This window comes from Cellulomonas avistercoris, from assembly GCF_014836445.1.
GTDB lineage: Bacteria > Actinomycetota > Actinomycetes > Actinomycetales > Cellulomonadaceae > Cellulomonas > Cellulomonas avistercoris.
Genome location: NZ_JACSQV010000004.1, coordinates 102,926 through 121,174, shown reverse-complemented (window position 1 = coordinate 121,174; position 18,249 = coordinate 102,926). Strand labels below are relative to the sequence as shown.

Genomic DNA, 18,249 nt, shown 5'->3' with positions numbered 1-18,249 from the left:
CGGATCGCTCTCTCACCGACCCGACGGCCGACCCCACCCCTCCCCTGAGGCCGCGAGAGAGCAATCCAGTAGCGGCCCGAGGTCCCTGCCCGCAACCGGATCGCTCTCTCACCACCTGGGGGTGGCGGCCGTGAGTCCCGCGGCGATGGCGCTGCTCGCGGTCGGTGCCGAGCCGCTCGTCGTGCCGCTCGTGCGGACCGTCCCGCTCGACGACCTCACGCCGCTCGACGACGCCCTGCTCGCGCTCGGCGCCGGCTGGTACGCGTGGCTCACGGTGACCAGCCAGGCCGCCGTGGCGGTGCTGGCCGAGCGCGCCGCCGCGCACGACGACGGGCTCGCGGCCCTCGTCGCGCGGACGGGCGTGCGGGTCGCGGCGGTCGGCCCGGGAACCGCGCGCGCTCTCGAGGCGCTGGGCGTGCCCGTGGACGTCGTGCCGCCGGTCCGCTCGACGGCCGTGGACCTCGTCGCCGCCCTCGTCGCCGCCGACCCGACCGCCCCCCGTGCGCTCTTCCCGCGCGGCGACCTCGCCGCCGGCACGCTCGCCGACGGACTCACGGCCGCCGGCTGGTCCGTCGACGACCCGGTCGTCTACCGCACGGTGCCCGCCGGCCCCCCGGACCCGCAGGTCGCCCGCGCGTGGGCCGCCGGCGACGTGCACGCGGTGCTGCTCACGTCGGCCAGCACCGTGCGCGCCCTGCTCGACCACCTGGGCCCGCCCCCGCCCGCGACCCGCGTCGTCGTCATCGGGCCCAGCACGCAGGCCGAAGCGGACCGCCGCGGCCTGCGGGTCGACGCGGTCGCCGGCCGCCAGACCCTCGCCGGGCTCGTCGACGCGCTGGCCGACCACGTCGCACGCACGGGCGCGACTCCCGGCACTCCCCCCACCCCCACGGAGGACACACCGTGACCACCCCCTCCCCCGGCCGGCTGCGTCCGCGCCGCCTGCGCCGGACCCCCGCGCTGCGCCGCCTGACCGCGCAGACCCGTCTGCACCCGGCCGACCTCGTCCTGCCGGTCTTCGTCCGCGAGGGCCTCGACGAGCCGCACGCGCTGACGTCGATGCCCGGGGTGCTGCAGCACACGCGCGACTCGCTGCGCCGGGAGGCGGTGCGCGCGGCCGAGGCCGGGATCGGCGGGATCATGCTGTTCGGCGTCCCGGCGCACCGCGACGCGACCGGGACCGGGGCCACCGACCCCGACGGCATCCTCAACGTCGCGATCGCGGACGTCGTCGCCGAGGTCGGCGAGGCGCTCGTCGTGCAGGCCGACCTGTGCCTCGACGAGTTCACCGACCACGGCCACTGCGGCGTCCTGACCGCGGACGGCACGGTCGACAACGACGCGACCCTGGAGCGGTACGCCGCGATGGCGCTCGCGCAGGCGCAGGCCGGCGCCCACCTCGTGGGCCTCAGCGGCATGATGGACGGCCAGACGGGCGTCGTGCGGGACGCGCTGGACGCGGCGGGGCACCACGAGGTCGCGGTCCTCGCGTACGCGGCGAAGTACGCGTCTGCGTTCTACGGGCCGTTCCGCGAGGCGGTCGAGTCGCAGCTCGACGGCGACCGGCGCACCTACCAGATGGACCCGGCGAACCGGCGCGAGGCGGCGCGGGAGGTCGCGATCGACGTGGCCGAGGGCGCCGACGTCGTCATGGTCAAGCCCGCGATGTCGTACCTGGACGTGCTCGCGGACGTCGCCGCGTCCACACCCGTGCCCGTCTGGGCGTACCAGGTGTCCGGCGAGTACGCCATGATCGAGGCGGCGTCCGCGCGGGGGTGGATCGGCCGTCGGAGTGCTGTCACGGAGTCCGTGCTCAGCATCCGTCGCGCCGGTGCCGATGCCATCCTGACGTACTGGGCGACGGAGCTGGCCGGGTGGCTGGCGGAGGAGCGGTGATGACGCAGGTGGAGGACGACACGGTCGTGCTGGGGCAGGCCCCGGCCTGGACGGCCACCAGCTCGGAGGCCTTCGTGCACGCCACCTCCGTGATCCCCGGGGGCGTCAACTCGCCCGTGCGCGCGTTCGGGTCGGTCGGCGGCACGCCGCGCTTCCTCGCCTCCGCGCGCGGTGCGTACGTCCGCGACGTCGAGGGCCGTGACTACGTCGACCTCGTCGGGTCGTGGGGTCCCGCGCTGGTGGGGCACGCGCACCCGCAGGTGGTCGAGGCGGTGCAGCAGGCGGCCGCACGCGGGCTGGGCTTCGGCGCGCCGACGACGACCGAGGTCGAGCTCGTCGACGAGATCCGCGAGCGCGTGCCCGTCGCCGAGCGCGTGCGCCTGGTCTCGACCGGCACCGAGGCCGTGATGACCGCGCTGCGGCTGGCCCGCGCGTGGACCGGTCGCGACAAGATCGTGAAGTTCGCCGGCTGCTACCACGGGCACGTCGACTCCCTGCTGGCGCAGGCGGGCTCGGGCGTCGCGACGCTCGCGCTGCCCGGGTCGGCCGGGGTCACCGCGGCCGTCGCCGCCGAGACCATCGTCGTGCCGTACAACGACGTCGAGGCGCTGCAGGCCGCGTTCGACGAGCACGGCTCGACCATCGCCGCCGTCATCACCGAGGCCGCGCCCGCCAACATGGGCGTCGTGCCGCCGCTGCCGGGCTTCAACCGCGAGCTGCGCCGCATCACGCAGCACCACGACGCCGTGCTCATCCAGGACGAGGTGCTCACGGGCTTCCGCGTCGGCCGCGCCGGCTGGTGGGGCCTGGAGGGCGCCTCGGAGCAGTGGGCCCCGGACCTGCTGACGTTCGGCAAGGTCATCGGCGGCGGGCTGCCCGTGGCGGCGGTCGCGGGTCGCGCCGACATCATGGAGCAGCTCGCACCGCTCGGGCCGGTCTACCAGGCGGGCACGCTGTCCGGGAACCCGGTGGCCACGGCCGCGGGCCTGGCGACGCTGCGGCTCGCGGACGCCGAGGTCTACGCGCGCGTGGACGCCGCGGCGGCGCACCTGCGTCGTGCGGTGACCGGTGCGCTCGCGGACGCGGACGTGCCGCACGCGCTGCAGTGGGCCGGGAGCCTGTTCAGCGTGGTGTTCGGCGAGCACGCGGCGTCCCAGGGCGCGCGGGACTACGCGGCCGTGCAGGCCTCGGAGCACTGGCGGTACGCGCCGTTCTTCCACGCGCTGCTCGACGCGGGCGTGCTCGCGCCGCCGTCGCCGTTCGAGGCGTGGTTCGTCTCCGCCGCGCACGACGAGACCGTGCTGGACCGCGTCATCGAGGCCCTGCCGACGGCGGCCCAGGCGGCCGCACAGGCCCGCCCCCCGGAGTGACGCGCGCCTGACGCACGAGACCGGGCCGGGTCGTCCTCCCACGGTGGGACGACGACCCGGCCCGGTCTCGATGTGCGTCCGTCCAGGGGACGGACGGATGGCGGTGCGTCAGCGGGTCGGCGGGACCGGGGTCACGTCGGCCAGCGCCGCGGCGTCGTCGGACGTCCCGGCAGGGTCGGCCGGGCCGTGGCCCACGGCGGCGACGTCACCGCGGCCGGCGGCCAGGTCGTTGCGGTAGGCGCGGACGGACCACGTGATCGCGGCGATCCAGACGAGCGCGATGGCGCCCAGGACGAGACCCTCGGTGGGCGTGTCGCCGACCCCGACCCAGTCGGAGCGCAGGATCGTGCGGGCGTTGGTGAGCACGATGACGCCGCCGACGGCCGAGCCGAGCACACGGCCCGGGACCTTGCGGACGAGCCACGCGGCGATGGGGGCGGCGACGAGGCCGCCGATCAGCAGCGCGAGCACCCAGGTGAAGTCGACGCCCTGCGAGCCGATCGCGAACAGGAAGCCGAGGCTCGCGGCGATCGCGACGAGGAACTCGGAGGTGTCGATCGACCCGACGACCTTGCGCGGCTCGAGCCGGCCGCTCGCGAGCAGGGCGGGCGTGCCCACGGGGCCCCAGCCGCCGCCGCCGGTCGCGTCGACGAAGCCGGCGACGAGGCCCAGCGGCGTGAGGAACCGCTTGCGCAGGGGCAGACCCTGGCGGTCGGTGCGCAGCCCCTTGAGCGTGAAGCGGATCAGCAGGTAGAGGCCGAGCGCCAGCAGGATCAGCGACATGACGGGCTTGGCCGCGTCGGTCGACAGGTTCGACAGGAACGTCGCACCGGCGAACGCGCCGACCGCGCCGGGGACGCCCACGCGCAGGACGACCTTCCAGTCGACGTTGCCGAACTTCCAGTGCGAGACGCCCGACGCGAGCGTCGTGCCGATCTCCGCGAGGTGGACGGTGGCGGACGCGGCAGCCGGGTTGGTGCCGATCGCCAGCAGCAGCGTCGACGACGTCACGCCGTAGGCCATGCCCAGGCTTCCGTCGACGAGCTGGGCGGCGAGCCCGACGAGGGCGAGCAGGACGATCGTGGGCACGTGGACCACCTCGGGAGGGCCCGGCACGGGGCCGGGAGGTCGGAAGTCGAGCGCGCACGGACGGATATCCGTACCACGCTGATAATTCCGATCCGAGTGCTCGGGTTACAAGAGCTTCCCGTATCCTGAGACACCGTCTCGTAAGCCGAGAGCCGCCGCCCGCGAGGAGCCCGTCCCCGTCACGGGTTCTCCCACGCGTCCTCGCGTGCGGCCAGCACGTGCACCGACTCGGGGAGCTCCCGGGCCACGACGTCGGCCAGCGTCACGACGTCGAGCACGTCGCGCACCGCCGTCCGCAGCGCGACCCACACCTCGAGCAGCGCGGTCGCGGAGCCCTCGTACGTCAGGCCCGGCGGGCGCACGTCCCGCACGGTCACCAGCGGGCCGTCGACCGCGCGGATCACGTCGGCGAGCGTGATCTCGTCCGCCCCGCGGGCCAGGAGGTAGCCGCCGGAGCGGCCGCGCACGCTCGTCACGACACCGCCGCGCCGCAGGTCGCCCATGATCCGCTCGAGGAAGCTGGTCGGGATGCCCTGGCCGGCGGCCAGCACGTCGCTCGGGACGGACTCACCGCCCGGCCTGCTCGCCAGCTCGGCGCACGCCCGCACCGCATAGTCCGCCTTCGCCGAGACACGCATGCGCCGATTCTCCCCTGCGCCGCGTGCTGCCACGTGCAGGCGGGGTGCACCGGGCGGGTGAGGTCGGAATACCCCGGGGGGGTACCCTGTTCCCATGAGCGTGATGCCCGCAGCCCCGCACCCCGCCACCGACGTCCGCACGCACGCCACGGACGCGGCCCCCGACGGCGCCGCTCCCGGCTACTCCCCCGCCAAGGAGGAGTACCTGCGCCGGCTGCGTCGCGTCGAGGGCCAGGTCCGCGGCATCGCCCGCATGGTCGACGAGGACGTCTACTGCATCGACGTCCTCACCCAGATCGCGGCCGTGACGAAGGCCCTGCAGGCCGTCGGCATCGGCCTCGTGGAGGACCACCTCGGGCACTGCGTCGTCGACGCGGCCCGGCAGTCCCCCGAGGCAGGGGCCGAGAAGGTCCGCGAGGCGTCGGCGGCCATCGCACGACTCGTCCGGAGCTGACCCCGGGCGGCTCCCACCCCCACGAGGAGAGCCGCCCCCACTCCCGGTCGCCCCGGCCGCCCGCCGCGCCTCGCGCGGGCCCCCGCCGCCGCCGGACCACCGAGAACCGAAGGAGCACCCCCATGAGCACCACCACCTTCCGCGTCGACGGCATGACCTGCGGCCACTGCGTGAACGCGGTCACCGAGGAGCTGTCGGCGCTGCCCGGCGTCACGGACGTCGCCGTGGAGCTCGTGACGGGTGGCTCGTCGCCCGTCACGGTCACGTCCGACGCGCCGCTGGACACCGCGGCCGTCGCGGCCGCCGTCACCGAGGCGGGGTACGCCGTGACCCCGGGACGGTCGCTCCTGTGAGCGCCGACGCCGCCCGTCGAGCCCCCGACGGCGTGACCGCCGCGGGCATCGACCTGGCCATCGAGGGCATGACGTGCGCGTCGTGCGTCGCGCGCGTCGAGAAGCGGCTCAACCGCGTCCCGGGCGCCCGTGCGACCGTGAACCTCGCGCTCGAGACCGCGCACGTCGACGTCACCGCGACGGACGACGCGCCCGCACCCGACGTCGACGCGCTGGTCGCCGCCGTGCAGGCCGCGGGGTACGACGCGCGCCCGCTCACGCGCCCCGGGGCCGGCGCGCCGGCGACGCACGACGGCCACGCCCACCCGGGCACCGACGGCCACGCCGGCGAGCACGGCGCCGACCACGCGGGGCACGACGACCTCGCGCACGCGCTGTCCGGCATGCAGCACGCCGGCATGGAGCACGACCCCGACGACGACACGTCGGCACCCGACGACACGCGCGGCACCGACCTGCGTCGACGCCTGCGCGTCGCGGCCGTGCTCACCGTGCCGGTGCTCGTGCTCAGCATGGTCCCGGCGACGCAGTTCCGCGGCTGGCAGTGGCTGGTCGCGGCTCTCGCCCTGCCCGTCGCGACGTGGGCCGCGTGGCCCTTCCACCGCGCCGCCTACCGCGCGGCACGGCACGGCGCGTCGACCATGGACACGCTCGTCTCGATCGGCGTCGTCGCCGCGACCGCCTGGTCGCTGTGGGCGCTGCTCCTGGGCGGTGCGGGCGAGCTCGGCATGCGCATGACGCCGACCCTCTTCCCCGCCGCGGGGGCCGGCCACGGCACGGCCGTGCCCGAGCTGTACTTCGAGGTCGCAGCCGTCGTCACGACGTTCCTGCTGGCCGGCCGGTACGCCGAGCACCGCTCGCGCCGCCGGGCCGGTGACGCCCTGCGCGCGCTGCTCGACCTGGGTGCCAAGGACGTCGCGCTGCTCGTGACGGGCCCCGACGGGCGCCGCGTCGAGCGACGCGTGCCGGTGAGCCGGCTCGCCGTCGGCGACGAGTTCGCCGTGCGGCCGGGCGAGAAGATCGCCACCGACGGGGTCGTGGTGTCCGGCACCAGCGCCGTCGACACCTCGCTGCTGACCGGCGAGCCCGTCCCCGTGGACGTCGGACCCGGCGACGAGGTCACGGGGGCGACGCTCAACACGGGCGGCCACCTCGTCGTGCGCGCGTCGCACGTCGGCGAGGAGACGCGCCTGGCGCAGATCGGCCGGCTCGTCGCCCGCGCGCAGACCGGCAAGGCGCCCGTGCAGCGGCTCGCCGACCGGATCTCCGCGGTCTTCGTGCCCGTCGTGCTGGTGATCGCGCTCGGCACGCTCGTCGTGTGGCTCGCCACGGGCGGCGGCGTGCAGGCGGCGTTCACGGCGGCCGTCGCGGTGCTGATCATCGCGTGCCCCTGCGCCCTGGGCCTGGCCACGCCGACCGCGCTGCTCGTCGGCACGGGCCGTGGCGCCCAGCTCGGCATCCTCATCAAGGGTCCCGAGATCCTGGAGCAGACGCGGCGCGTCGACACCGTCGTGCTCGACAAGACCGGGACCGTCACGGCCGGGCGCATGGCGCTCGTCGACGTCGTGCCGGCCCCGGGCGAGGACGCGCACGAGGTGCACCGCCTCGCCGCGGCCGTCGAGCAGCTCTCGGAGCACCCGGTCGCCCGCGCCATCGCGGCCACCCCGCCCACCCCCACCCCCGCGAGAGAGCAATCCGGCTCAGACGGCGGGCAGGCTGCGGTCACGGCCGACGTGGCTGTCGGCGCCGACGGCGTCGCGATCGGGGCCGACGAGGTGCGGGAGTTCCGTGCCGACGCCGGCCGCGGGGTCAGCGGCGTGGTCCGCACCGCGCACAGCGGGCTCGGGCTCGCGCGCCGCGTGCTCGTCGGGCGGCTCGGCTGGCTCGACGAGCAGGGCGTGCGGACCGACGAGGTCGCCGACGCGGTCGCCGCGGCGGAGGCGGACGGTGCGACGGCCGTCGTCGCCGCGTGGGACGGCCGCGCGCGCGGCGTCCTCGTGCTGCGGGACCCCGTGAAGCCGACGTCGACCGGGGCGATCGCCGAGCTGCGCGCGCTCGGGCTGCGGCCGGTGCTGCTCACGGGCGACAACCGGGGCGCCGCGCTCGCGACGGCCCGCACCGTGGGCATCGCCGAGCAGGACGTGGTCGCGCAGGTCATGCCGGACGAGAAGGTCGCGGTCGTCGAGCGGCTGCAGGCCGGCGGCGCGCGCGTCGCGATGGTCGGCGACGGCGTCAACGACGCCGCGGCGCTCGCGACCGCGGACCTGGGCCTGGCGATGGGCACGGGCACGGACGTCGCGATCGAGGCGGCGGACCTCACGCTCGTCCGGGGCGACCTCGCGTCGGCGCCGCAGGCGATCCGGCTGTCGCGGCGCACGCTGCGGATCATCCGGCAGAACCTGTTCTGGGCGTTCGCGTACAACGTCGCGGCCATCCCGCTGGCGGCCCTGGGCCTGCTGAACCCGATGATCGCGGGTGCGGCGATGGCGTTCTCGTCGGTCCTGGTGGTGACCAACAGCCTCCGCCTGCGCCGCTTCACCTGACCCACCCAGGCCCCCCGTACCCCCCGAGCGCGGTACTCGACTGGCGAGCGCGGTACCTACGAGTACCGCGCTCGGCAGTTCTGTGGCGCGCTCGGGGGCGGGGACGGGACGGGGCGGGGACGGGGTGGGCGTGATAATGTGCTATCACATTGATAGCGCGCGAGCGCTCGATCCCCCGGAGGCTCACCATGCCCGACACCGTCCCACCGCAGGAGTCCGTCGGCGGCGACCCGAGCGGACGTCCCGTCGGGCACGCCGGCGCGCGCGTCGACGTCGCCGAGCGCGACGCCTGGGCCGTCGGCGCCGGGCCGGGGCTCGTCGTCCTGCTCCTGGCGCTCGGGGCGCTGGGCGGCTCGATCCCGCTGTTCATCCACGCCGACGCCACCGGCGCCGACGCATGGGGCCTCCTCGGCGTTGGACTGATCGTGCTCGGCATCGTGCTGTTCACGGGGATCGCCGTCATCAGCCCCGGGCAGACGCGCGTCGTGCAGTTCTTCGGCCGCTACATCGGCACCATCCGCCGCACCGGCCTGGTCCTGACCGTGCCGCTCACCACGCGCAAGAACGTCTCGGTGCGCGTGCGCAACTTCGAGACCAGCGAGCTCAAGGTCAACGACGCCGACGGCAACCCCATCAACATCGCCTCCATCATCGTGTGGCAGGTCGCGGACACCGCCAAGGCCACCTTCGCGGTCGAGGACTACGTCGACTTCGTGCGCGTGCAGTCCGAGTCGGCGCTGCGGCACGTCGCGATGTCGCACCCCTACGACCACGCCGACGACGGCGAGAACTCGCTGCGCGGCGCCACCGACGTCGTGTCGGGGGAGATCGCGGCCGAGGTCGCGGCGCGCGTCGTCATCGCCGGCATCGAGGTCGTCGAGGCCCGCATCTCCAACCTCGCCTACGCACCCGAGATCGCCCAGGCGATGCTGCAGCGCCAGCAGGCGGGCGCGATCATCGCGGCCCGCGAGCGGATCGTCGAGGGCGCGGTGTCGATGGTCGAGGGCGCGCTGGGTCGCCTCGAGGCGGACGGCATCGTCACGCTGGACGACGAGCGGCGCGCCGCGATGGTGTCGAACCTGCTCGTCGTCCTCTGCGGGGAGTCCCGCGCGACACCCGTCATCAACACGGGCAGCCTGTACGCGTGAACGAGGACGGGCCGGTGGGGGGCGAGGGTGCGGCGTCGGGTGACGCCGCACCCGTGCGCCGTGAGCGCCGGCAGGTCCTGCTGCGGCTCGACCCCGCGGTGCACGACGCGCTCGCCCGGTGGGCGGCCGACGACCTGCGCAGCGTCAACGCCCAGATCGACCTGCTGCTGCGCCGCGCGCTCAAGGACGCGGGCCGCATGCCGTCGACGGCTGCCGCCCCACCCCGCCGCGGCCGCCCCCCCACCACCCCCTGACCCCACCCCACCCCCACCCCTCGCCGAGCGCGGTACTCCACGGCCGAGCGCGGCACACGTAGGTACCGCGCTCGGCGCTGGAGTACCGCGCTCGGCGAAGGGGGGTGGGTGGTGGGCGGGGGTGGGGTCAGCGGAAGCGGCGGCCCTCGTCGCGGCGGACGGCGGCGACCGCCAGGGCCGCGAGGATCGCGGTCCACGCGAGCAGGACGGGCAGGGCGAAGGCGCTGCCCTCGACGCCCGTCGTCACCTGGACGACGAGGTCCCGCGCGGCACGTGACGGCAGGCCCTGCGAGATCGCGTCGAGCCAGCCGGGGAAGACCTCGGGGGGCATGAACAGCCCGCCCGCGAACGCCAGCGGGAACAGCACGCACTGCACGACCGCGAGCGCCGCCTTGGTGGACATCGAGTAGCCGATGGCCAGGCCGAGCAGCGTGAACGGCACGGCGACCGCGACGACCATGGCGGCGGCGCCGAGCGCGCGCAGCGGTGTCAGGGTCGCGGCCGTCAGGAGGGCGCCGATCACCACGAGCGGGACGAGCGCGATGTACGACCACAGCAGCCCGTTGAGCACGCGCCCGGCGAGCCGCGGGCCGGGGCGCGCGGGGAGCGTGCGGACGAACGCGTCGAACGGCTGGGCGCGGTCCTCGGCGACGCCCGCACCGTGCGTGAACAGGCACGCCGACATGATGGCGAACGTGCCGAGCTGCGCGATCGCGGCCAGCGAGGCCAGCGGGTGGGACGTGATCGCGTCCTGCGGGACGACGAAGAACACCAGCGCGAGACCGGGGAACAGCAGGTTGCCGATGACGGCGATCGGGACGCGCACGGTCTCGAGGAACTGGTAGCGCGCGTGCAGCCGGGCGAGCGACGCCCACGGGCGCAGGGCGGCGCCGGACGCGGCGCGGTGGGCGGCGGTGGTGGTCATCGGGTCACCTCGGGTGCGGGCTGGGTGGTGCCGGCGGGCGGGACGGTGCCGGCAGGTGCGGTGCCGGCGGGTGCGGTGCCGGCAGGTGCGGTGCCGACGGGCTCGGCGCCCGCGTCCTCGGCGTGCGACGTGAGCGACAGGAAGGCCTCCTCGAGCGAGGCCCCGCGCACCTCCAGGTCGGCGAACGGCACGGACCGCTCCACGAGCGCGCGGACGAGCGCGTCGGCGTCGGACGCGACGAGGGTGACGCGCGTCCCGCCGGGCACGGCGGTGCCGTCGGTGACGTCCTGGAGCCCCGGCAGACCGACCAGGTCGTCGCCGCCCCCGGACGCGAGCGTGAGCGAGACGCGGCGCACGGCGACGAGGTCGAGCACGCGCGCCAGGCTGTCGTCTGCCAGGACGCGACCCTCCCCCACCACCACGACGCGTTCGGCGAGCGCCTCGATCTCCTCGAGGTAGTGGCTGGTCACGATGACCGTGGCGCCGTCGGCGTGGTAGTCGCGCAGCGCCTGCCACAGCACGTGCCGCGCCTCGACGTCGAGCCCGGTGGTCGGCTCGTCGAGCAGCACGAGCCGCGGACGTCCGACGAGCGACAGCGCCACCGCGAGGCGGCGCTTCTGCCCGCCGGACAGGGCCCCGGTCTGGCGCTCGGCCATCGCGGTCAGGCCGAACCGTGCGAGCACCTCGGCCCGCGGCATGGGGTCGGCGTAGTGCCCGGCGACGAAGTCGACGACCTCGCGCACCTTGAGGGTGTCCGGCAGGCCCGTCTCCTGCGGCGTCGTGCCGAGGGACGTGCGCGACGCGGGGTCGCGAGGGTCGCCGCCGAACACGCGGACGGTGCCCGCGTCGGGCGTGCGCAGGCCCGTGACCAGCGACAGGAGGGTCGTCTTGCCGGCCCCGTTGGGGCCGAGGAGGCCGACGATCTCGCCCGCGTCGACGCGCAGGCTGACGTCGTCGAGGGCCGTGACGGCGCCGAAGCGGCGCGTGACGTGCTCGACGAGCACGGGAGGTGCGGGCGGGGTGGTCATTCCTGCGCTCCCTTGAGCAGCTGGGTCAGCGTGTGGGTGTAGCGCTCGAACGCGAGACGTCCGGCGGTGCTGAGCTCCACGTACGTCGCGGGCGTACGCCCGACGTGCGTCTTGGTCTGCGTGACGTACCCGGCCTCCTCGAGGCGACGCAGGTGCGTGGACAGGTTGCCGGCCGTCATGTCGAGCAGCTTCTGCAACCGGGGGAAGGAGACGCGGTCGCCGCGCTCGAGGGCGGCGAGGGTGGCGACGACCCGCAGCCGGGACGCCGAGTGGATGACCGGGTCGAGGTCGACCTCGCTCACGCGCGCCGCCGGTGCAGCGCGGCGAGCACGGCGGCGACGAGCATGCCGCCCCCTCCCGCGAGGGCCATGACGAGGTACCCGGTCGGCATCGTGACCAGGCTCGCAGCCGCGGCGGTCGCGATCATCCACGCGCCGATGAGGTACAGCGACAGCTGCTGCCAGAGCGCGCCCCCGGCCATGTACAGCAGGCCCACCACGAGGCACGCCGCGCCGTTGGCGACGATCGCGATGACCTCGGGGTTCCCGCCCGCGCCCACGACCCCGGCGACGAGCAGACCCTGGCCGACGAACCCGATGGTCCACGCCCAGCCGTACATCATGCCGACCTGCTTGCTGGTGCCGGCGACGCCGTGCGTGGCCCGCGCGACGTGCACGAGGGTGACCACGAGCGCGGCGACGGCGACGGCGGCGAACACGAGCCCGCCCTGGCCGGTGGCCGTCCGGGTGGGCGACGTGGTCGCGGTCCACCACTGCGCGGCGTACCCGACGAGCCAGGCGACGCCCCACACGCCGAACAGGAGGCGGTCGTCGACGTCGGAGTCGCGGACCTTCCGGCGCTGGGCGGCGACGATCGCGAGCCCGGAGCGGGGGTCGGGCGGGGCGTCGTCGACGTCGGCGGGGTACGCCGGTTCGCCGGGGTCGTGCGGCTCGCGCCGTTCCATGGTGTCCTCCGGGTGATCGACTTTGCTTTGCAAACCACTTTGCTCTGTCGCGGACCATCCGTCAAGACCTCCACGCCGACCACGCTCCTCGGGCACGGTCGGGCCGCGCCGACGTAGCCTGCGGGAATGGGACGGACGGTGGAGGAGCGCGCCGACGACGCAGGCACACCGGCCGCCGGCCGGCCCGCGGCGGCGCCCCCGCCCGGTGAGCGCGCGGTCGCCCGGCGGCTCACCGCGGAGGTCTGGATCGTCCTCGGCCTGTCGCTCGGGAAGTCCGCCGTCTACGCGGTGGTGTCGCTGATCGCGAGGCTCACGGCCGGTCCGCCGCTCGCCGAGCAGACGACGACCCTCAACGCGAGCCAGTCGCCGCGCCCCTACCTGGACCTGACGTACCAGCTGCTGTCCATCGGGTTCGCGCTGCTGCCCGTCGCGCTGGCGCTGTACCTGCTGTCGGGCAACGGGCGGTCAGCCGTCCGGCGCCTGGGGCTGGACCGCACCCGGCCGTGGCGGGACCTGGGCGTCGGCGTCGGCCTGGCCGCCCTCATCGGGATCCCCGGGCTCGGCCTGTACGTCGCGGGGCGCGCGCTCGGGATCACGGTCGAGGTGCAGGCGTCGGCGCTCGACGCGGCGTGGTGGACCGTGCCCGTCCTGATCCTCGCGGCGCTGCAGAACGCGCTGCTCGAGGAGGTCGTCGCCGTCGGGTACCTCATGGAGCGGCTGCGCGAGCTGCGGTGGAGCACCCCGGCGATCATCGCCGCCAGCGCGCTGCTGCGCGGCTCCTACCACCTGTACCAGGGGTGGGGGCCGTTCGTGGGCAACGTCGTCATGGGCGTCGTGTTCGCGGAGTACTACCGCCGACGACGGCGCGTCATGCCCCTCGTCGTCGCGCACACCGCGCTCGACGTCGTGGCCTTCGTCGGCTACGCCCTCCTGCCCGAGGAGTGGCTCGAGAGCCTCGGCGTCACGTGACGCGGGTCAGGCGCGCGGGATGCTCGCCAGGTCGCGCGCGACCTGGCGCACCGCGAAGCCGCTGACCACGTTGAGGGCCCCGCCGACGAACGCGAACAGCCCCAGCAGCACGCCGAACACCGCGAGCGCGGTCTGCGGGCGCGCGATGAGCAGCAGCGCGAACAGCGTGCACACGAGCCCGAACGCGAGCGGCCAGTGCCACCCCGCGCTGCGCGACCGCGACTGCGCGACGGCACCGAGGATCGACACGACGCCGAGGACGAGCAGCCACGCGGCGAGCAGGAAGAACAGCACCCGGACCGTCGGCTGGGGCCACAGGACGACGGCGGCGCCGACGGCGATCCCGGCGAGCCCCTCGACGACCCACCACGTCCACCCCGGGGCACCCCGGTCGACCAGGCCGAGCGCGACCGACACGACGCCGTCGACCACCGCGAAGATGCCGAAGAGCCACACGATCGCCTGCACCGAGGCCGCGGGCTGCGCCATGAGCAGCAGGCCGAGGACGAGCAGCAGCAGACCGCGCAGCACGGGCAGCCACCACGCCCTGTTCAGCGTCCGTGCCATGGCGGTGGTGACGTCGTCGGCCATCGTGGTCTCCTCGCCGAGCCGTGGGCTCTGGGGTGGGCCGGCGCCGCGGGGTCGCGCACCGGCATCCCTGAGGCGAACGTAGCGCGCGGCGTCGCGCGCGGCGCGGCAAGCGCGCCGAGGGGTGACCGGATCGCTCTCTCGCGGACGGGGGCGGGGCGGGGCGGGGCGGGTGCGCGGGGGCGGTCAGGTGTCGCGGCGGCGGCCGCCGTACTTGCGGTGCACGGCCTGCTTGCTGACGCCGAGCATGGTGGCGATCGCGGCCCACGGGACGCCGGCGGCGCGGGCGCGGCGGACGGCGACGGCCTCGCGGCGGTCCACCTCGGTGCGCAGCCGGTGCAGCGCGAGAAGCGCGCCCAGCGGGTCGTCGTCCTCGGCACGGGCGACCAGTGCGGTCATGTCGGTCTCCTCCTGGGTCATCGGTGCTCCTCGCGCTGCTTCCTGGCGTCAACCCATGTTGACGACGGACCACGGATCTGTCAACAGATGTTGACTCCCGAGGATGAGGCGCCGCGCGCACGACCCACCGCGAGGAGGACGAGCCGCGCGGACCTCGCTGCCTAGACTCGACCTCATGTCCTTCTCGTCACCATCGGCACCCGACGGTGCCGGCGGTGACCCCGAGGGGGGCGCGGCACCGGCGCCCGGCCCGACGTCCACGGGGACCACCACGGCCACGGGGACGCCCACGACCACGGGGCCGCCCACGGCCACGGGGACCACCCCCGCCGGGACCACCACCGGCACCGTCCGCGCCGTGCGTTCGCGCGTCGACGTGCAGGACGTCCGCCCGTCACGCGTGCACCGCCCCAGCGACCTGCTCGCCCTGACGCTGACGGCCGTTCTCGCCGTCCTCGTCGTCATCCTCGCGACGTACGCCCAGAACACCACCACGGGCGTCGCCGAGGACGTGCAGGGGTTCGCGACCCTGCTGCGGCGCATCCTGTTCGTGCCCGTCAACGTGCTGGTCGGCATCACCACGGTGGTCGTGCCCATCGCCGTGCTCACCGAGCTCGCGCTGCGACGCCTCGGGCGCCAGCTGCTGCAGGCCGTCGCCGCCGCGGTCGCCGCCATGCTGCTCGTCGCGGCGCTGTACTGGGTCTTCCTCACCTTCGGCTCCGACGAGCTCGTGCAGGGGCTGTCGGTGCGCCTGGGCGGCCAGTGGACCCTGACGATCCCCGAGTACACGGCCATGCTCACGGCCCTGCTCACGGTCGCCGGGCCGCGCAGCCGGCGACGCAGCGTCGCGTGGTCGTGGAACCTGCTGTGGCTCACGACGGGTGTCGTCGTCATCACCGCGGCCGTCTCGCTCGCGGGCCTCGGCCTGGCGCTCCTCGTGGGTCGGGTCGCCGGGCTCGGCGTGCGGTACCTGGGCGGCGTCGACCCCGAGCGCGCGTACGGCAGCGCGCTGCTGGCAGGCATCCGACGCGCGGGCGTGGAGCCCGCGACCGTCGTGCGCGTGCCCGACCCCGTCATCGAGGCGGACCGCACGCCCGCCACGGTCGACGCGCTCGCCATGCTGCCGGCCCCCACGCCGTCGCAGCGGGCGCTCGTGGAGGCGTCGGGCGACCGGGTCTACGACGTCGCCACCGACGACGGGCGCCACCTCGACCTCATCGTCTTCGACGGCGACCGCCAGGTCGTCGGCATGCTCACGCGCCTGTGGCGCAGCCTGCGGCTGCGCGGGCTCGAGGGCCGTTCGGCGCTCTCGCTGCGCCGGGCCACCGAGCGCGCCGCCCTGCTGTCCTACGCCGCACGTGCCGCCGGGGTCCGCACGCCGCAGCTGCTGAGCATCGCCGAGGCCGAGGACTCGATGCTCCTGCTGCAGGAGAGCACGGACGCCGCGGTGCCGCTGTCCGACGTCCCCACGCAGGACATCGACGACGAGGTCCTGCACGCGATCTGGGAGCAGCTGAGCCTCGCGCACGCGGCCGGCATCGCGCACCGCGCCCTGACGTCCGACGCCATCCTCGTCGAGCGGCGGCCCGACGCACCGCGCGTGTGGATCACCGCCTGGGAGCAGGGCGACGTCGCGTCGTCCGACCTGGCGCGGCGCATGGACACCATGCAGCTCATCGCGCTGCTCGCGCTGCGCGTGGGCGCGGGACGCGCGGTCGGCTCCGCCGCCGAGATGCTGCCGGCGGCCGACATCCAGGCGATCGGCCCGCTGCTGCAGACCGTCGCGCTCCCCCGGCGCACGCGCGAGGAGATGCGCGCCCACAAGGAGGTCCTCGCCGAGCTGCGCTCCGCGCTCGTCGCGCGCCTGCCCGAGGCCGACGTGCAGCCCGAGCAGCTGGTGCGGTTCGGCGCCCGCACGCTGCTGACCATCGTCCTGACGATCGTCGCGGTCTTCGCGGTGCTGGCGTCCGTCAACGTCTCGCAGATCGGGCCCGTGCTCGCGGCGAGCGACTGGCGGTACTCGGCCCTCGCGTTCGCGCTGGGCCTCGTCACGCTCCTCGGCGCGGCCCTGGCCTTCGTCGCGTTCTCGCCCGTGCGCCTGCCGATCTGGCGCGCGACGCTCGTGCAGACCGCCGCGACGTTCGTCGCGCTCGCGGCGCCCGCCGGCATCGGGCCGGCCGCGCTCAACCTGCGCATGCTGACGCGGCGCGGCGTCAGCGCGTCGCTCGCGGGTGCGACCGTCGCGCTCGTCCAGGTCAGCCAGTTCGTCACGACGCTGCTGCTGCTGCTCGTGCTGACCGTGACGTCGGGCGTGCAGTCACCCGCGTCGTTCTCGGTCCCGCCGGCGGCGCTGATCGTGCTCGGCGTCGTCGCCGCGGCCGTCGGCATCGCCCTGCTCTTCCCCGGCGTGCGGACGTGGGCGCAGCGCAGGATCGGCCCCACGGTCCGCCAGACGCTGCCGCGGCTCATCGAGGTCATCGGGCAGCCGTGGCGCCTCGCGCTCGCCCTCGGCGGCAACGTGCTCATGACCATGGGTTACGTGCTCGCGTTCGACGCGACGCTCGCGGCGCTCGGCCAGAAGGCGTCGCTCGTGCAGGTGGCCCTCGTGTTCCTCACGGGCAACACGGCCGGGTCCGTCATCCCGACGCCGGGCGGCATCGGGACCGTCGAGGGCGCGCTCGCGCTCGGGCTGTCGACCATCGCCGGCGTCAACCCCGGCGTCGCCGGGACCGTCGCGCTGCTCTTCCGCCTGCTGACGTTCTGGCTGCGCATCCCGCTCGGCTGGCTTGCGATGCGCTACCTGACGCGCGACGGCGAGCTCTGACCGACCCGCGCGACGTGGGGCGACCCCGCGCGCACCACGGCCCCCGCACCGGGGGGTGGCGGGGGCCGTGCCGTGCGTCGGTGCCGGCCGTCGCGACGCCGCGACGGACCGACGAGGATGCGCCGGAGAGGTGGGACGGGTGGTTCAGGCGGCGAGCGCGTCGCGCTGCGCGGGGACCATCACCGAGGCCTCGAGGCGGGCGGCGATCGCTGCCCAACGTCCGAGCGGGATGACCTGAGGGCGAACCTCGTGCGGCTCTGCGGCCGAGTTGCGCTGGTCCATGACGAACCCCTTCGTTCGGTAGCCCGGCTGACCTCGTGGGTCCCGTGGCTTTGCGTCCCCCCCTTGCGGAGGGTTTGCCGTTTCGCTGACAAGTCAGACATTAGACGGCTCTCACCTGGAACGGAAGTGATCCGGGTCACCTGTCCTGGACAGGAGCCCAATTCACCCGGTCGGCGGGTACGCAGAACCCTCCCGACGGGCGTGTCGCGCGCCGCCACGCCCTGCGGCGCGCCCGTTCGGGTGAGCGCACGCCCCCCGCGCAGCAGGACGCCCCCGCACCGTGGTCGGTGCGGGGGCGTCCCGAGGTGCCGTCGGCACTCCTGCGACGTGCGGCAGGACAGGTCAGCGGAAGGCGTCCTTGACGTTCTCGCCGGCCTGCTTGAGGTTGGCCGAGGACTGGTCGGCCTTGCCCTCCGCCTCGCGCTCCTCGTCGCCCGTGGCCTTGCCGAGGGCTTCCTTGGCCTTGCCGCTGGTCTCCTGCGCGGAGTTCTTGATCTTGTCGTCCAGACCCATGGGATTTCCCTT

The 18,249-nt window shown here is 75.1% G+C and carries 20 protein-coding genes and 1 riboswitch; of the genes, 10 read left to right on the top strand and 10 right to left on the bottom strand.

From position 1 onward, the window contains the following. The first annotated feature begins 130 nt into the window (after positions 1–130). Genes H9657_RS06385 through hemL form a run of 3 tightly spaced genes read left to right on the top strand, consistent with a single transcriptional unit; the run spans position 131 to position 3,266 of the window. On the top strand, positions 131–907 hold the full coding sequence (locus H9657_RS06385) for a uroporphyrinogen-III synthase (protein WP_191781555.1): 777 nt from the start codon (positions 131–133) through the stop codon (positions 905–907). Beyond that, positions 904–1,896: a porphobilinogen synthase gene (hemB, locus tag H9657_RS06380; protein ID WP_191781553.1), complete on the top strand. Its 993-nt coding sequence runs from the start codon at positions 904–906 to the stop codon at positions 1,894–1,896. The genes H9657_RS06385 and hemB overlap by 4 nt, the downstream gene beginning before the upstream one ends. Continuing rightward, entirely contained in the window at positions 1,896–3,266 is a 1,371-nt protein-coding gene (gene hemL, locus H9657_RS06375; RefSeq protein ID WP_191781552.1) for a glutamate-1-semialdehyde 2,1-aminomutase, read from the top strand. The genes hemB and hemL overlap by 1 nt, the downstream gene beginning before the upstream one ends. 108 nt (positions 3,267–3,374) lie before the next feature. On the opposite strand, the gene H9657_RS06370 is transcribed toward hemL, so the two are convergent. After that, on the bottom strand, positions 3,375–4,355 hold the full coding sequence (locus tag H9657_RS06370; protein WP_191781550.1) for a sulfite exporter TauE/SafE family protein: 981 nt from the start codon (positions 4,353–4,355) through the stop codon (positions 3,375–3,377). A gap of 179 nt (positions 4,356–4,534) precedes the next feature. Continuing rightward, a complete protein-coding gene (locus H9657_RS06365) occupies positions 4,535–4,993 on the bottom strand; it encodes an RrF2 family transcriptional regulator (RefSeq protein ID WP_191781548.1) in 459 nt (152 codons plus the stop codon). A 103-nt stretch (positions 4,994–5,096) separates the two neighbouring features. Between H9657_RS06365 and H9657_RS06360 the strand changes: the two genes are divergently transcribed. The 5 genes from H9657_RS06360 (at position 5,097) to H9657_RS06340 (ending at position 9,745) form a co-directional block, all read left to right on the top strand. Further along, positions 5,097–5,447, top strand: a complete 351-nt coding sequence (locus tag H9657_RS06360) for a metal-sensitive transcriptional regulator (RefSeq protein WP_225214807.1) — start codon at positions 5,097–5,099, stop codon at positions 5,445–5,447. 122 nt (positions 5,448–5,569) lie between these two features. Then, positions 5,570–5,800 (top strand): heavy-metal-associated domain-containing protein, encoded by a 231-nt coding sequence (locus tag H9657_RS06355; protein ID WP_191781546.1) that lies wholly within the window; start codon positions 5,570–5,572, stop codon positions 5,798–5,800. A 68-nt stretch (positions 5,801–5,868) separates the two neighbouring features. Then, positions 5,869–8,343 carry a heavy metal translocating P-type ATPase gene (locus H9657_RS06350; protein WP_191781768.1) on the top strand — a complete coding sequence of 825 codons (2,475 nt, stop codon included), beginning with the start codon at positions 5,869–5,871 and terminating at the stop codon, positions 8,341–8,343. Between the two features lie 188 nt (positions 8,344–8,531). After that, positions 8,532–9,491: an SPFH domain-containing protein gene (locus H9657_RS06345; RefSeq protein WP_191781544.1), complete on the top strand. Its 960-nt coding sequence runs from the start codon at positions 8,532–8,534 to the stop codon at positions 9,489–9,491. Next, a complete protein-coding gene (locus H9657_RS06340; RefSeq protein ID WP_225214849.1) occupies positions 9,488–9,745 on the top strand; it encodes a hypothetical protein in 258 nt (85 codons plus the stop codon). The genes H9657_RS06345 and H9657_RS06340 overlap by 4 nt, the downstream gene beginning before the upstream one ends. 127 nt (positions 9,746–9,872) lie before the next feature. Here the strand turns inward: H9657_RS06340 and H9657_RS06335 are convergent, their stop codons facing one another. The 4 genes from H9657_RS06335 to H9657_RS06320 are packed head-to-tail and all read right to left on the bottom strand — an operon-like array spanning position 9,873 to position 12,662. Then, complete coding sequence (locus H9657_RS06335; protein WP_191781543.1) at positions 9,873–10,670, bottom strand: ABC transporter permease; 798 nt, start codon at positions 10,668–10,670, stop codon at positions 9,873–9,875. Beyond that, a complete protein-coding gene (locus tag H9657_RS06330; protein WP_191781541.1) occupies positions 10,667–11,698 on the bottom strand; it encodes an ABC transporter ATP-binding protein in 1,032 nt (343 codons plus the stop codon). Before H9657_RS06330 ends, H9657_RS06335 begins: the two co-directional genes overlap by 4 nt. Further along, positions 11,695–12,000, bottom strand: coding sequence for a transcriptional regulator (locus tag H9657_RS06325; RefSeq protein WP_191781539.1), 306 nt, complete (start codon positions 11,998–12,000; stop codon positions 11,695–11,697). The genes H9657_RS06330 and H9657_RS06325 overlap by 4 nt, the downstream gene beginning before the upstream one ends. After that, positions 11,997–12,662, bottom strand: a complete 666-nt coding sequence (locus H9657_RS06320) for a hypothetical protein (protein WP_191781537.1) — start codon at positions 12,660–12,662, stop codon at positions 11,997–11,999. The genes H9657_RS06325 and H9657_RS06320 overlap by 4 nt, the downstream gene beginning before the upstream one ends. Before the next feature lie 126 nt (positions 12,663–12,788). Between H9657_RS06320 and H9657_RS06315 the strand changes: the two genes are divergently transcribed. After that, positions 12,789–13,631, top strand: a complete 843-nt coding sequence (locus tag H9657_RS06315) for a CPBP family intramembrane glutamic endopeptidase (RefSeq protein ID WP_191781535.1) — start codon at positions 12,789–12,791, stop codon at positions 13,629–13,631. 6 nt (positions 13,632–13,637) lie between these two features. Here the strand turns inward: H9657_RS06315 and H9657_RS06310 are convergent, their stop codons facing one another. Both H9657_RS06310 and H9657_RS06305 read right to left on the bottom strand, forming a co-directional pair. After that, a complete protein-coding gene (locus H9657_RS06310; protein ID WP_225214771.1) occupies positions 13,638–14,222 on the bottom strand; it encodes an HdeD family acid-resistance protein in 585 nt (194 codons plus the stop codon). 183 nt (positions 14,223–14,405) lie between these two features. After that, positions 14,406–14,639 carry a hypothetical protein gene (locus H9657_RS06305; protein ID WP_191781533.1) on the bottom strand — a complete coding sequence of 78 codons (234 nt, stop codon included), beginning with the start codon at positions 14,637–14,639 and terminating at the stop codon, positions 14,406–14,408. A 337-nt stretch (positions 14,640–14,976) separates the two neighbouring features. Between H9657_RS06305 and H9657_RS06300 the strand changes: the two genes are divergently transcribed. After that, positions 14,977–17,442, top strand: coding sequence for a flippase-like domain-containing protein (locus H9657_RS06300; RefSeq protein ID WP_318241334.1), 2,466 nt, complete (start codon positions 14,977–14,979; stop codon positions 17,440–17,442). Positions 17,443–17,586: 144 nt separating this feature from the next. Here the strand turns inward: H9657_RS06300 and H9657_RS06295 are convergent, their stop codons facing one another. Further along, on the bottom strand, positions 17,587–17,724 hold the full coding sequence (locus H9657_RS06295; RefSeq protein ID WP_191781529.1) for a hypothetical protein: 138 nt from the start codon (positions 17,722–17,724) through the stop codon (positions 17,587–17,589). A 14-nt stretch (positions 17,725–17,738) separates the two neighbouring features. Continuing rightward, positions 17,739–17,813: riboswitch (cyclic di-GMP riboswitch) on the bottom strand. Positions 17,814–18,066: 253 nt separating this feature from the next. Next, a complete protein-coding gene (locus H9657_RS06290) occupies positions 18,067–18,237 on the bottom strand; it encodes a CsbD family protein (protein WP_191781527.1) in 171 nt (56 codons plus the stop codon). Between the last annotated feature and the right edge of the window lie 12 nt (positions 18,238–18,249).